Origin of the sequence: Klebsiella sp. GW_Kp181 (assembly GCF_040062315.1) — a bacterium.
Classification (GTDB): Bacteria; Pseudomonadota; Gammaproteobacteria; order Enterobacterales; family Enterobacteriaceae; genus Klebsiella; species Klebsiella oxytoca.
In genome coordinates this window covers 1-14,157 of record NZ_JBEAFR010000054.1, presented here as the reverse complement: position 1 = coordinate 14,157, position 14,157 = coordinate 1, and the positions used below count along the sequence as shown (strand labels likewise).

15 protein-coding genes and 1 pseudogene are annotated in these 14,157 nt (G+C 56.1%); 14 read left to right on the top strand and 2 right to left on the bottom strand.

Features of this window, described 5'->3' with window-relative positions; genetic code table 11:
- Window positions 1-26 precede the first annotated feature (26 nt).
- From ABLV11_RS12195 to ABLV11_RS12165, 7 genes and pseudogenes are all read left to right on the top strand, one after another.
- A pseudogene (locus ABLV11_RS12195) lies at window positions 27-92 on the top strand (hypothetical protein); the annotation flags it as partial.
- Between the two features lie 200 nt (window positions 93-292).
- Window positions 293-1,492 carry a lipoprotein-releasing ABC transporter permease subunit LolC gene (gene lolC / locus ABLV11_RS12190; RefSeq protein ID WP_023329509.1) on the top strand — a complete coding sequence of 400 codons (1,200 nt, stop codon included), beginning with the start codon at window positions 293-295 and terminating at the stop codon, window positions 1,490-1,492.
- Entirely contained in the window at window positions 1,485-2,186 is a 702-nt protein-coding gene (lolD, locus tag ABLV11_RS12185) for a lipoprotein-releasing ABC transporter ATP-binding protein LolD (protein WP_004101134.1), read from the top strand. The genes lolC and lolD overlap by 8 nt, the downstream gene beginning before the upstream one ends.
- The gene (lolE, locus tag ABLV11_RS12180; RefSeq protein ID WP_004112196.1) at window positions 2,186-3,430 is read left to right on the top strand and encodes a lipoprotein-releasing ABC transporter permease subunit LolE; all 1,245 of its coding nucleotides are present in this window, start codon (window positions 2,186-2,188) and stop codon (window positions 3,428-3,430) included. The genes lolD and lolE overlap by 1 nt, the downstream gene beginning before the upstream one ends.
- Window positions 3,431-3,478: 48 nt before the next feature.
- Window positions 3,479-4,390 carry an N-acetylglucosamine kinase gene (nagK, locus tag ABLV11_RS12175; RefSeq protein ID WP_004101137.1) on the top strand — a complete coding sequence of 304 codons (912 nt, stop codon included), beginning with the start codon at window positions 3,479-3,481 and terminating at the stop codon, window positions 4,388-4,390.
- Between the two features lie 14 nt (window positions 4,391-4,404).
- Window positions 4,405-5,235 (top strand): Sir2 family NAD+-dependent deacetylase, encoded by an 831-nt coding sequence (gene cobB, locus ABLV11_RS12170; RefSeq protein WP_004101139.1) that lies wholly within the window; start codon window positions 4,405-4,407, stop codon window positions 5,233-5,235.
- Between the two features lie 43 nt (window positions 5,236-5,278).
- Entirely contained in the window at window positions 5,279-5,590 is a 312-nt protein-coding gene (locus tag ABLV11_RS12165) for a hypothetical protein (protein ID WP_004101141.1), read from the top strand.
- Between the two features lie 90 nt (window positions 5,591-5,680).
- On the opposite strand, the gene ABLV11_RS12160 is transcribed toward ABLV11_RS12165, so the two are convergent.
- Entirely contained in the window at window positions 5,681-6,643 is a 963-nt protein-coding gene (locus ABLV11_RS12160) for a sugar-binding transcriptional regulator (RefSeq protein WP_004101147.1), read from the bottom strand.
- Window positions 6,644-6,684: 41 nt separating this feature from the next.
- Window positions 6,685-7,479, bottom strand: coding sequence for a triose-phosphate isomerase (locus ABLV11_RS12155; RefSeq protein WP_004112199.1), 795 nt, complete (start codon window positions 7,477-7,479; stop codon window positions 6,685-6,687).
- Window positions 7,480-7,721: 242 nt separating this feature from the next.
- On the opposite strand from ABLV11_RS12155, the gene pdxA reads away from it, so the two are divergent.
- The 7 genes from pdxA to ABLV11_RS12120 all read left to right on the top strand — a co-directional run.
- Entirely contained in the window at window positions 7,722-8,729 is a 1,008-nt protein-coding gene (gene pdxA / locus ABLV11_RS12150) for a 4-hydroxythreonine-4-phosphate dehydrogenase PdxA (RefSeq protein ID WP_126488931.1), read from the top strand.
- A 35-nt stretch (window positions 8,730-8,764) separates the two neighbouring features.
- A complete protein-coding gene (locus ABLV11_RS12145) occupies window positions 8,765-10,483 on the top strand; it encodes a four-carbon acid sugar kinase family protein (protein ID WP_004101151.1) in 1,719 nt (572 codons plus the stop codon).
- A gap of 92 nt (window positions 10,484-10,575) precedes the next feature.
- Window positions 10,576-11,595 (top strand): 2-keto-3-deoxygluconate permease, encoded by a 1,020-nt coding sequence (locus ABLV11_RS12140; RefSeq protein WP_070557363.1) that lies wholly within the window; start codon window positions 10,576-10,578, stop codon window positions 11,593-11,595.
- 1 nt (window position 11,596) lies between these two features.
- Window positions 11,597-11,971, top strand: coding sequence for a PTS glucitol/sorbitol transporter subunit IIA (locus ABLV11_RS12135; protein ID WP_126488932.1), 375 nt, complete (start codon window positions 11,597-11,599; stop codon window positions 11,969-11,971).
- A gap of 28 nt (window positions 11,972-11,999) precedes the next feature.
- Window positions 12,000-12,458: a ribose 5-phosphate isomerase B gene (gene rpiB / locus ABLV11_RS12130; RefSeq protein WP_004101165.1), complete on the top strand. Its 459-nt coding sequence runs from the start codon at window positions 12,000-12,002 to the stop codon at window positions 12,456-12,458.
- A 30-nt stretch (window positions 12,459-12,488) separates the two neighbouring features.
- Window positions 12,489-13,439, top strand: a complete 951-nt coding sequence (gene tal, locus ABLV11_RS12125; protein WP_126488933.1) for a transaldolase — start codon at window positions 12,489-12,491, stop codon at window positions 13,437-13,439.
- 18 nt (window positions 13,440-13,457) lie between these two features.
- On the top strand, window positions 13,458-14,157 hold a 700-nt coding region (locus ABLV11_RS12120; RefSeq protein ID WP_348855321.1), incomplete at its 3' end, for a transketolase family protein.

The following is a 14,157-nucleotide window of genomic DNA, read 5'->3' as shown; positions in this document are numbered from 1 at the left end:
ATCTCTTGAGGATTCGCTCTGCCGATATGGAGGGCAACTCGCTGATATTCAATAGTCTGATTATCAGCGATCGACCAGGATTCGCCAACCCGTATCGCAAAGGTCATGTTACGGACGAAAATGTAACGAACTCCGATAAGCGTAAAGTTAAATAACGACTTATGTTTCTATGTTGTTGTTTATATTGATTTTTTACTGATTTTGCCAATAAAATCTACAGGTTTCAGTCATTTACGCTGCTCATAATCGCTTATATACTCGGACATCGGCTATCAGCAATCAGATGGATTACATGTATCAACCTGCCGCACTTTTTATCGGCCTTCGCTATATGCGCGGGCGCGCAGCCGACCGCTTCGGTCGTTTCGTCTCCTGGCTTTCCACTATTGGCATTACGCTTGGCGTGATGGCGCTGGTGACCGTTCTTTCGGTGATGAACGGCTTTGAGCGCGAGCTGCAAAACAACATCCTGGGGCTGATGCCGCAGGCCATTCTCAGCGCACAGCAGGGGTCTATAAACCCGCAAAAACTGCCGGAAAGCGCAGCCAGACTACAGGGCGTCACCCGCGTGGCGCCGCTGACCACCGGCGATGTGGTGCTGCAAAGCGCCCGCAGCGTAGCGGTTGGCGTGATGCTCGGCATCGACCCGGCGCAAAAAGATCCATTGACCCCTTATCTGGTTAACGTGAAGCAGAGCGATCTGCAGGCCGGAAAATATAACATCATCCTGGGTGAGCAACTGGCAGGGCAGTTGGGGGTCAACCGCGGCGATCGGATCCGCGTGATGGTGCCTTCCGCCAGCCAGTTTACCCCGATGGGGCGGCTTCCCAGCCAGCGCCTGTTCAACGTGATCGGTACCTTTGCCGCCAGCAGCGAAGTCGATGGCTATCAGATGTTGACCAATATCGACGATGCTTCTCGCCTGATGCGTTACCCCCAGGGGAACATTACCGGCTGGCGTCTGTGGCTGAGTCAGCCTCTGCAGGTCGACACGCTCAGCCAGCAGAAACTGCCGGAAGGCACCAAATGGCAGGACTGGCGAGAGCGAAAAGGCGAACTGTTTCAGGCCGTGCGGATGGAAAAAAATATGATGGGCCTGCTGCTGAGCCTGATTATCGCCGTGGCCGCCTTTAACATCATTACTTCTCTGGGCATGATGGTTATGGAAAAACAGGGTGAAGTGGCGATCCTGCAGACCCTCGGCCTGACACCGCGGCAGATCATGCTGGTATTTATGGTCCAGGGGGCCAGCGCCGGGATCGTCGGTGCGCTGCTCGGCGCCGGGCTGGGCGCGCTGCTTGCCAGCCAGCTCAATAATTTGATGCCGATTATCGGCGCGTTCCTCGACGGCGCCGCGCTGCCGGTGGCTATTGAGCCACTGCAGGTCATCGTCATTGCCCTCGTGGCCATGGCGCTGGCATTACTCTCTACGTTGTATCCTTCATGGCGCGCTGCCGCCACTCAACCCGCTGAGGCTTTACGTTATGAATAAGATCCTGCTGCAATGCGACAACCTGTGCAAACGCTATCAGGAAGGCACCGTGCAGACCGACGTGTTGCACGATGTCAGCTTCAGCATTGAAGAGGGCGAGATGATGGCGATTGTCGGTACCTCCGGTTCCGGCAAAAGTACGCTGCTGCATCTGCTGGGCGGGCTGGACACGCCAACCTCCGGTGACGTTATCTTTTCCGGCCAGCCAATGAGCCGGCTCTCCGCCGCCGCCCGCGCCGATCTGCGCAATCGCGAACTGGGCTTTATCTATCAGTTTCACCATCTGCTGCCGGATTTCACCGCCCTGGAAAACGTAGCGATGCCGCTGCTGATTGGTAAACAGAAGGCGGCGGATATCGAGCGTCAGGCGAAAGCGATGCTGCGCTCCGTCGGGCTTGAGCACCGTAGCGATCACCGTCCGTCGGAGCTCTCCGGCGGCGAGCGTCAGCGCGTCGCGATTGCTCGTGCGCTGGTTAATAAACCGCGTCTGGTGCTGGCGGACGAACCCACCGGTAACCTTGACGCCCGCAACGCCGACAGCATTTTTCAGCTACTTGGCGAGCTGAACGTCGCCCAGCGTACCGCCTTCCTGGTGGTGACCCACGACCTGCAGCTGGCAAAACGTATGAGCCGCCAGCTGGAGATGCGCGACGGGCGCCTGACAGCCGAACTCTCCCTGATGGGGGCTGAGTAATGGCTTCTCCGTTATCGTTATTGATTGCCCTGCGCTTCAGCCGTGGACGGCGGCGCGGTGGGATGGTGTCGCTGATTTCGGTTATTTCGACCATCGGTATCGCGCTGGGCGTGGCGGTGTTGATCGTTGGCCTGAGCGCGATGAACGGCTTCGAACGCGAGCTCAATAACCGCATTCTGGCGGTGGTACCGCACGGTGAAATTGAGCCGGTAAACCAGCCGTGGAACAACTGGAACGAGGCGCTGGCGAAGGTTGAAAAGGTCAAAGGTATCGTTGCCGCGGCGCCTTATATTAACTTCACCGGGTTGGTGGAGAGCGGCAGCAACATGCGCGCAATTCAGGTGAAAGGCGTCGACCCGCAGCAGGAAAGCCGTCTCAGTTCGTTACCCAACTTTGTGCAGAACAATGCGTGGGCCAGCTTTAAAGCCGGCGAGCAGCAGGTGATCCTCGGTAAAGGCGTTGCCGATGCGCTGCACGTCAAGCAGGGCGACTGGGTGTCGATCATGATCCCTAACTCCGATGCCGAGCACCAGCTGCTGCAGCCAAAGCGCGTCAGGCTTCATGTTACCGGCATTTTGCAGCTCAGCGGCCAGCTCGATCATAGTTTTGCCATGATTCCCATGCAGGATGCGCAGCAGTACCTGGATATGGGCAGCAGCGTGACGGGGATCGCTATCAAAGTGACCGACGTGTTTCATGCCAATACGCTGGTACGCGATGCGGGCGAAGTGACCAACAGCTACGTTTACATCAAAAGCTGGATCGGTACCTACGGCTATATGTACCGGGATATTCAGATGATTCGCGCCATTATGTATCTGGCGATGGTGCTGGTGATTGGCGTGGCCTGCTTTAACATCGTCTCGACCCTGGTGATGGCGGTGAAAGATAAAAGCGGCGATATTGCGGTGCTGCGCACGCTTGGCGCAAAAGACGGGCTGATCCGCGCGATTTTCGTATGGTATGGTTTACTTGCCGGTTCGGTAGGTAGCCTGATTGGCGTGGCTATTGGCGTTATCTGCGCATTTAAGCTGACCGCAATCATTAACGGTATTGAGGATCTGATCGGGCATAAATTCCTCTCCGGCGACATCTATTTTATTGACTTCCTGCCGTCTGAACTGCACTGGCTGGACGTCGTTTACGTGCTGGTGACGGCACTGTTGCTGAGTTTGCTGGCCAGCTGGTATCCCGCCCGCCGCGCCAGCCGCATTGACCCGGCGAGGGTGCTGAGTGGCCAGTAATTTATCGTCATGGTCGGCGTTGCCGATCGGTAAAGAGGAATGGCTGAAATGTACTATGGATTTGACATTGGCGGCAGCAAAATAGCGCTGGGCGTATTTGATAACGCGCGGCGGCTGCAGTGGGAAAAACGCGTCGCCACGCCAAAAGAGAGCTATGAAGATTTTTTGCAAGCGGTAGAAGCGCTGGTGGCGGAGGCCGACCAGCGCTTCGGCTGTCAGGGTTCGGTGGGCATCGGTATTCCCGGCATGCCGGAGACGGAAGACGGTACGCTCTATGCCGCCAACGTCCCTGCCGCCAGCGGCAGACGGCTGCGGGCCGATCTGAGCGAGCGGCTGGGGCGCGATGTGCGGCTTGATAACGATGCCAACTGTTTTGCCCTCTCCGAAGCGTGGGACGACGAATTTACCCAATACCCGCTGGTGATGGGGATGATCCTCGGCACCGGCGTTGGCGGCGGGCTGGTGCTCAACGGTAAATCGATTACCGGGCATCGCTATATAACCGGCGAATTCGGCCATATCCGCCTGCCGGTGGATGCGCTGGAAGTCGTAGGGCGCGATTTCCCGCTTACGCGCTGCGGCTGCGGCCAACTGGGCTGCATTGAAAACTACCTTTCCGGACGCGGCTTTGCCTGGCTGTACCACCATTTTTACCAACAATCCTTAACCTCACCCGAGATCGTCGCGCTCTGGCAGCAGGGCGACGCGAAGGCGCGCGAGCACGTTGAGCGCTACCTCGATCTGCTGGCGGTGTGCCTGGGCAATATTTTAACGATTGTCGACCCGGATCTGCTGGTGTTGGGCGGGGGATTGTCTAACTTTACAGCAATAACCGAAGGGCTGGCGCAGCGCCTGCCGCGACATCTGCTCCCCGTTGCCAGCGTGCCGCGCATCGAACGCGCGCGTCATGGCGATGCGGGAGGTATGCGCGGTGCGGCCTTCCTTCATCTGACTCATTAACGACAGAGGTAGCTATGCAGTCGCGCCGCTTACATCGATTAAGCCGATTTCGCCGCAATAAGCGTCGGTTACGAGACCGTCTGCGTCAGCGGATTTTCTTCGGCGAAGATAAGGAGACACCTGAAACGATGGAAAAACCAAGAGTCGTGGTGCTAACCGGCGCGGGTATTTCGGCGGAGTCGGGAATTAAAACCTTCCGCGCCGCCGACGGCCTGTGGGAGGAGCATCGGGTAGAAGACGTCGCCACGCCGGAAGGGTTCGCCCGCGACCCGGCGCTGGTGCAGGCGTTTTACAACGATCGCCGTCGTCAGCTGCAAAGCCCGGACATTGCGCCCAATGCAGCGCATCAGGCGCTGGCGCGGCTGGAAGAGAGACTGGGTGACCATTTTCTACTGGTGACCCAGAATATCGATAATCTGCACGAGCGCGCGGGCAACCGTCGGGTGATCCATATGCACGGCGAGCTGCTGAAGGTGCGCTGTTCGTGGAGCGGCCAGGTGGTGGCGTGGACCGGTGATGTGACGACGGAAGATAAGTGTCACTGCTGCCAGTTTCCCGCGCCGCTGCGCCCGCACGTGGTGTGGTTCGGCGAGATGCCGCTGGATATGGATGAAATCTACCTGGCGCTGGCGGAGGCGGATATCTTTATCGCCATCGGTACTTCCGGGCACGTTTATCCGGCGGCAGGGTTTGTCCATGAAGCGCGGCTGCAGGGCGCCCACACGGTTGAGCTAAATCTCGAACCAAGCCAGGTAGGCAGCGAATTTGCCGAGAAACACTATGGCCCGGCAAGCGAAGAAGTGCCGCGCTTTGTGGAAAAGCTGCTGAAACAGCTGGCCGGGTAGACGCAACCTCACCAATACCGCGTTACGGAAAACAGGAGTGGCTATGGATAGCCCATTAGCACTATCTGCTGCGATATTTTTGGCCGCAGTGGGGGTTGGCTTGTGGAGTCAGTATGGCCTGCCTCGTCTTTCTGATAGCAGAAATATTCTGTTCATCCTCTCACTTATTCTCGGCGTCGTATCCGCGGCTTCCTGCCTGTTTCATCTGCTGTATCTGCTGATTGAGGGCCAGAGCGCGCAGGGCGGTTCGGCGTGGTTCGGGCCGCTTATCGTGCTGGGCGCGTTGTGGAAGCCGCTGAATGATATTGCGGGCAAGCTTGATGCTGTCTTAACGAAAAATCAGGGCAAGAAATAATCCCGGCTTTTGCCTCCGCCCGGGAAAAAGCGTACGGCAATCGCCTGGGCAGGCCGCTAATGAAATTCAGGACGCCTCGGCGCCCTTTATTCATAGCGCCTTTTGCATATTAATCACCGCCCGGGCATTAGATGCGCTGGTGGCCAACACATCAATTACGCCGGTGCGCAGCGCGCCGAGGATCGCCGTTGCCTTGGTGCTTTCCGAAGCAATGGCGATCACGCACGGGATGGCGCGAAGCTGCTCAAGGCTCAGGCCGATAACCCGATCGTTCATCACCGTATCAACCGGTTTACCCTGAATATTGAAAAAACTATAGCCAGCGAGATCGCCCACTACGCCCTGTTCCTGGCGCGCGGTCGCAATTTCCTGTGGGGAGAACCAGCCGAGCTGCACCATAAAGCTATTTTCGTTCATATCGCCAAGGCCAATGATGGCTACATCCGCCTTGCTTGCCTGTTCGAGCGTGGCTTTAATCAGCCGGTTTTGCATAAACGCTGAGCGCAGTTCCGGCGTTTCGACATAGGCCGGGGCGTACAGCGTTTCGCTAAAACCGTTGAATTTACGCGCCAGGTTTCGACTGATGTGATCGGCATCGATCAGCTGGTTGTCGCGCTTGGTGCCGCCGATACCGCAAATAAAGCGACAGTTGCGTTCTGGAAAGATCCCCACGTGGTTGGCCACGGCGGCGACGTTGCGACCCTGCCCGACGGTCACGGTCATATCGCTTTTGAGGATCCCGGCGAGATAGTTGCTGACCAGCGCCGCGACCTGCTGGCGCTGTTCATCCTCGTCGTGATGGTCCAGGGCGATAAGCGCGCGCTTGATGCCGAAATGGGAGATAAACTGCTGCTCAATCTGGGAGCTGAAGACCGGGTGGTATTTCACGCTGATCTCGACAATCCCTTCGTGGCGAGCTTTTTTCAGCAACCGACCGACCTTAATGCGTGAGATCCCAAAGCGTTTTGCAATCTCTTCCTGGGTTTGCTCCTGATCGTAATAGGCCACGGCAATTTCTGTCAGCAGCGCATAATCTGAGTCTTGTTCAGTCATAGTTATCGCCTGGTGTTTCCATCTTTGATGTCTCCCTAATACTACTGCGCCTGAAGAATAAATTCCTCTGTAACGCGTTGAACAATGTCGCAATAGCCGTTGGCATCCCATGCTGCGCGGCCAATAAACAGTCCGTTAATGTCATCCTGCTGAAGCAGTTCTACGGCATTTTGCCGATTGACGCTACCGCCGTACAGCAGGGGAATGCGCCGTCCGATTTCTTCGCCGAAGGTCTCGCATAACGCCTGACGCAGCGCCCGGTGGATCTCTGCGGCCTGCTCCGGCGTCGCCGGCGTGCCGTGTTCGCCGATAGCCCATATGGGCTCATAGGCAACCAGAGTGTGTAAAACCTGCTGTTCATTCAGGCCATAAAGCGCGATTTTCATCTGCCGCACTACCGTTTCCCGTGAGACCTGCCAGCGTTTTTCATCGGCGCTGTCGCCGATACAGATCAGAGGTCGAAGGCCGTGACGCAGGGCGCGATGCACTTTTTGGTTAATGGCGGCGTCGGATTCATTGAACGCGCCGCGACGCTCCGAGTGACCAAGCTCGACCAGGGAGGCGCCGGTTTCAGCCAACATGGCGGCGGATATTTCACCGGTCCAGGCGCCGTTTTCCGCTTCATGCATATTCTGCGCGCCGGTCAGGCAGGGGATCTGATGCTGCTGTAGATACTGGCTGACGGGATAAATGGCGGTGAAAGGGGGAATAATAAACGGCTGGATTTTCGGATGCCTCACCTGCGGTAACCGCTGCGCCAGCGTTTCACAAAAGGCCATGGCTTGCGATAACGGTTTATTCATTTTCCAGCTGGTTCCTAACCAGATTTGTTCCATCTTGTTCTCCATAATAGGTAAATCAATAGCTTGTCGTGAAATGGCTTTCGCTTATGAGAGAGATTGAACTTTTTATCACCCAATGAACATATGTTAGATCACATTTTTTTATAAAATAAATCTATGGATTTTTTTATGTGATCTAAATCACCAATAACCTCTCAATCATCAGGTAATGTTTTGAGCATATGATTCACCATTGAACATATGAACAAGCCGAACTTCACTACGAGAGGTCCACGATGTCACAAGAGAAAAAGCCAGTTGTCGCACTTACTATTGGCGATCCTGCCGGGATTGGTCCGGAGATTTCAGTCGCGACGATGATGGAGAAAAGCGTCTACGACGAGTGCAAACCTTTTTTGATTGGCTCAGCGCCGATTATCGCCAGAGCAATGAAAATCATGGGCTGTGATTTTCCGATTAACAAAATTAGCCGTCCGCAGGAAGCTCGCTTCAGCTGGGGTACGCTGGACGTGCTGGAAACCGGTGAGTATGACTGCGAGAGCATTGAATGGGGCAAAGTGCAGAAGCTGGCGGGGCAGATGTCGCTGGACTATGTGCTGAAATCTATCGAACTGGGGAAAGCCGGCCTGATCGATGTGGTCTCTACCGCGCCGATTCATAAAGAAGCAATCAAGCTGGCGGGGTGTAAACTGCCGGGTCATACCGAGATCTATCAGGTTGAAACGCAATCCGATTATGGCCTGACCATGTTCCACGTTCATAACCTGCGGGTCTTCTTCGTGAGTCGTCATATGGCGCTTAAAGACGCCTGCGATTACGCCAATAAAGAGCGCGTTCTGGCCTGCGTGCAGCAGATCCACCATGAGTTTACCGCGCTGAATATCAAAAATCCGCGCATTGCGGTAGCCGCGCTGAATCCGCATGGTTCAGACAACGGCCTGTTTGGCCACGAAGAAGCCGATAATCTCATCCCGGCAGTCAAAGCGGCGCAGGAAATGGGTATTAACGCCATCGGCCCGGTGCCGGCAGATTCCGTCTTCCATCTGGGTAAACAGGGGCGCTATGACGCCATCCTCTCGCTTTACCACGATCAGGGGCATATCGCCTGTAAAACCCTCGATTTTGAGCGTTCCGTGACCATTACCTTTGGCCTGCCGTTTATGCGTAGCTCGGTAGACCACGGCACGGCGTTTGATATTGCCGGCACCGGTAAAGCGGGCACCGTCAGTATGCTGGAGTCCACGATGGCCGCGGTGAGCTACTGGAAAATGAAAAACCACTAATCGCTGAGGTTAATGCGAAGCAAAAGGGCAGAGAAATGGAAAAACATCTGTTAATTAGCAAAGGCTGTAAGGGCTGGGGCGGGCCGCTGACCATTAATATTAGCCAGGCGAAAAAGATTGCTTATATCACCGGGGGGATTTGTCCCCCGGTCGTTGAGCGCCTGAGCGAACTGACTGGCTGGCCTTCCGTCGACGTATTTAAAAACGGCGAGCCGCCGGAAGAGGAGATCGGCCTGATGGTTATCGACTGCGGCGGCACGCTACGCTGCGGTCTCTATCCCAAACGCGGTATTCCGACGATTAACCTCCATCCCACCGGTAAAAGTGGTCCGCTGGCGGAGTTTATTCATGAAGGGATCTACGTCTCCGGCGTGACGCCCGCCTGTATTGAAATGATCTGGCCGCAGGGGGAAGGCGGTAAGCTGGGGATCGTGGCCGACGATCTGACCGGTGCGACCACCGTCGGGGTGCTGCTGGCGCGTAGCGGGTTAAAAACCGCCGCGTTCTTCGATACTGAATCCTTCGCCCGCAATGAGGTGGAGTATCCGGCGATGGTCGTCAGCAGCGACAGCCGTCCTTTGCCGAAAGCGGAAGCCCAGCAGCAGGTCAGCGCCGCGGTGAAGCAGCTGCAGGCGCGCGGCGCGCACTACTTTACCAAGCGTATTGATACCACGCTGCGCGGCGGCATCGGCTTTGAAATTGATGCCATGCTGGAACAATTGCCGCTGGAAACGGTTGCCGTCGTCGTGCCGGCGATGCCGCAGTCGCGGCGTATTCTGGTTGGCGGCTATTCGGTAATTGACTCCGTCGCGCTTTCGCGAACCGATGTCGCACGCGATGTGCGTACTCCGGTTACCGAATCCTGGGTGCCGGGATTGCTGGCGGCGCAGACCCATCATCAGGTCGGACATATCGCGCTGGCCTCGGTGATGAAAGGCGAGGAGCAACTGCAGCGGGATCTCCAGGAACAGCAGCAGCGCGGCGTGCGGGTGATCGTCGTCGATGCGATTACCGTTGACGATGTCGATGCGATTGCCGGGGCGGTGGTGGCGCTGAACTGGAACGTGCTGGCAGTCGACCCGGGGCCTTTTACCGAGCGGCTTGCGGTCCGTCGTGGCCTGATGCGGGAAGCGCGCAGCAGCGCGACAGCGTCGTCAGGGGCGGAAAACCCGCGCGGTTCGATTCTGGTGGTTGCCGGTAGCGCCACGCCGGTGACCAAAAAGCAGCTTCAGCATCTGATCGCTAATGATGAAAGAGTGTGTCACATCCCTGTTGATGCCGAACTGCTGGTTGACAGGAAAAACGCCGCTGAAATCGAAGTGAATCGCGTGGTGCAGCATGCCCGGCAGTGCGTGCCGGCGCAGCAGAACGCTATCTTCGTTTTTGAATCCGCGTTAACCGGGCGGCTGCTGAATCTTCAGGAAGAAGAGCAGCGCTTTGGGCTGGCCCACGGACAGGCTGCGGAAAATATTAACCAGGGACTGGGGAATATTGTTCGTGAAGTGCTTAACTGCGCAGCCGGAGAAATTAAAGGCCTGTATATGACCGGCGGCGATACGATGGTAAATGTTCTTAAAGAGCTTGGCGCGACCGGCATTGAAATGATCGACTACGTGATACCGCAAACCGATATGGTGCGTATTATCGGCGGCGATTATGCGGGATTGATTTGCGTCGGCAAAGGCGGTTTAACCGGACCAGAAGATATTATTAGCACGATTGTTGAAAGAATTTATAAAGAAGCGCAGCTATAACCCACAGGTCATATAAATAAAAAGCGACGTAATGGTCGTCCGGGTAGTATTGCGTCGTTATCTCTGTTAAATCATAATTTATGAGTTACCCTATGAACATAAATATATTAGAGAAGATGAATAAGGTGCCAGGCGGTTTAATTATTATTCCGTTGCTCGCGGCGATTCTTATTAATACCTTTGCTCCAGAAGTCCTGGGCATCGGCGGCCCGACGACCGCATTATTCAAAGTCGGTTCCAGCGCAATGATGGGGATTTTTCTGCTGATTTGTGGTACCTCGATCAATATCCGCCAGGCCGGCCTGCCGCTCTATAAAGGCGCGGTGCTGTTGTTGCTGAAATGTCTCGCCGGCGCGCTGGCCGTATGGGTCGCCGGGGCGATGTTTGGCCCCAACGGTTTCCTCGGTATTTCGACCCTGGCGCTGATTGCCTGTTTAACCAGCTCCAACAGCTCGCTATATATCGCGCTGTGCAGCAACTACGGCGATGCCAGCGATGCCGGGGCGATCTCCGTCTTCTGCGTCAAGGATGGGCCCTTTGTTACCATGATGGTGCTGGGGGTCAGCGGCCTGGCCAATATTCCTTTCGCCGCGCTGCTATCGATGCTTATCCCGCTGCTGATTGGTATGCTGTGGGGCAACCTTGATGAGCGTTTCAAACAGCTGTGCGCCGCCGCTCAGCCGCTGATTATCATTATTATGTCGTTTGCCATCGGCGCCAATTCCAGCATTAACACGGTCTTTACCGCCGGACTGTCCGGGATCCTGCTTGGCATTATCTCTGCGCTAACCGGCATTGTGTTCTATTTTATCTACAACCTGTTCCTGAAGAAGAAAACCGCGCTGGGCGCCGCGCTGGGGACAACCGCCGCCAGCTCTGCGCTGACGCCGGCAATGGTGGCTCAGGCCGATCCCTCGCTGGCGATGTACGTGGATGCCGCGACCGCGCAGCTGGCGACGGCGAGCATCATCACCATGATTACCGCGCCGATACTGGTGGCCTGGTTTGATAAGCGTCTGAAAAAGCGCGCGCCGAGGGTTGAACCGGTAAAAGAAGAAACCAGTGAAGAGAAAGTGACGTTATCTTCGCCTGCCACCAAAGGGAACAAATAATATGACTGCGCCGTTGTATTCATTACTTATCACGGCTGTCGGGAAATATGTCAAAGACTATCTACAGGAGCATCAGCTGATTTTATTTTCTGAATCCGTTCCTGACGATATTGCGATGTATTGCGCCGTACATCAGAGCAGTGAGCTGACAGCTGAATTGGTACCCGGGCAGATAATGAAAATAAATGAGACTATTTATCGAGTCACGGCGGTAGGTGGTGTTGCAACGGCAAATTTAAAACGGCTTGGCCATATCACTTTAAAATTTGATGGCGCTGCCACCGCTGAATTACCGGGGATGGTGCATCTCAATGGTGACGTCCCCCAGAATATTCAGCGTGGCGACCAAATCTTTTTCTATCCGGAACTAAATTAAGACGTACAGCTAAATTAAGGAAATTATCATGAAAACAATCGCTATTGGTGCGGATGATGCCGCCTATGCTTTTCGCGACGCTATCGTCGCTTATCTGAATGGGCAGGGAATTAAGGTCGCGGATTACAGCAGCGATAAACGCCAGGGCAGCATGGTCTACCCGGATGTTGCCCACGCGGTGGCAATGTCAATAAAGCAGGGCGAGCACGATCGCGGCATCCTGATTTGCGGCACCGGTATTGGAATGAGCATTGTGGCGAATAAAGTGCCGGGGATACGAGCCGCCCAATGCCACGATACTTTCTCCGCCGAGCGGGCGCGCAAAAGTAATAACGCGCAGATTATCACTCTTGGCGCGCGCGTGATTGGCCCGGAGCTGGGCAAAAAAATTATTCAGGCCTGGCTTGAATCCGAATATGAAGGCGGCGGCTCCGCGTCGAAAGTGGAGCGTATCGACTATTACGAACACCAGCATGCCAGAGATTAATATCCGCAGTCGTAATATAAGGAACAGACTATGAGCCAGTTAGACGAACTGAAAAAATACACCACGGTGGTTGCCGACACCGGCGATATCGAATCGATTAAAAAATTTGCCCCGCAGGATGCGACTACCAACCCTTCACTGTTGCTGAAGGCCGCGCAGCTCCCGCAGTATCAGGCGCTCATTGCCGACGCCATCGGCAAGGCGCGTCGGCAGGGCGGCAGCCCGGAAACGCAGCTGATAAACGCCTGCGATCAGGTGGCGGTGGATATCGGTACCGAGGTGCTGCGTCATGTGCCCGGGCGTATTTCTACCGAAGTCGATGCCCGTTTTGCCTGGGATCGCGGGATGTGCGTGTCGAAGGCGCGCAAGCTTATTCAGATGTATGAAAAGAACGGCGTCGGGCCGGAACGCATCCTCATCAAACTTGCCGCCACCTGGGAGGGGATTCGCGCCGCAGAGGAGCTGGAACAAAGCGGTATCAACTGTAACCTGACCCTGCTGTTCTCCTTTGCCCAGGCGCGGGCCTGCGCCGAAGCCGGCGTCTTTTTAATCTCGCCGTTCGTAGGGCGTATTTACGACTGGTATCAGAAAAACCAACCGCAGTCGGAGTATCAGGTCGACAGCGATCCGGGCGTGGTTTCCGTGCGCCAGATTTATCAGTACTACAAATCGCACGGCTACGACACCGTGGTGATGGGGGCCAGCTTCCGCCGTATCGAGCAGATCCAGGCGCTGGCAGGTTGCGATCGCCTGACTATCTCCCCGGCGCTGCTTGATGAACTGGCCGCCAGTGAAGGGACGCTGAGTCGCCAGCTGGCGCCCGGCTGCGTGACGGAAACCCGCCCCAGCCCGATGACTCAGGCGGAGTTCCTCTGGCAACATCATCAGGATCCGATGGCGGTGGAAAAACTGGCGGAAGGTATCCGCCTGTTCGCGGTCGATCAGGTCAAACTGGAAAATCAGATTCAGCAGATGCTGTAAGGGCAGGAAAAGAGACTTATGAATACCACAAAAACCACCCGCAGCCTGTGCGCCAACGCGCTGCGAGCCCTGAGCATGGACGCAGTACAGAAAGCCAAATCCGGCCACCCGGGTGCCCCGATGGGTATGGCTGACATTGCCGAAGTCCTGTGGCGTGATTTCCTGAACCATAATCCGCAGAACCCGTCCTGGGCCGATCGCGACCGCTTCGTGCTGTCCAACGGTCACGGCTCGATGCTGATTTACAGCCTGCTGCATCTGACGGGCTACGATGTTTCGCTGAACGATTTGCAGAGTTTCCGCCAGCTGCACTCCAGAACCCCGGGCCACCCGGAAGTGGGCTACACCGCGGGCGTGGAAACCACTACCGGACCGCTGGGGCAGGGCATTGCGAATGCGGTGGGGATGGCGATTGCGGAGAAAACCCTGGCGGCGCAGTTCAACCGCCCGGGCCACGACATTGTTGACCACTTCACTTATGCGTTCATGGGCGACGGCTGCATGATGGAAGGTATCTCTCACGAGGTATGCTCCCTGGCCGGTACCCTGAAACTGGGCAAGCTGGTGGCGTTCTATGACGACAACGGCATCTCCATCGACGGTCACGTCGAAGGCTGGTTCACCGATGACACCGCGAAGCGTTTTGAAGCCTACGGCTGGCACGTGGTGCGCGGCGTTGACGGTCACGATGCTGACTCGATTAAACGCGCGGTGGAAG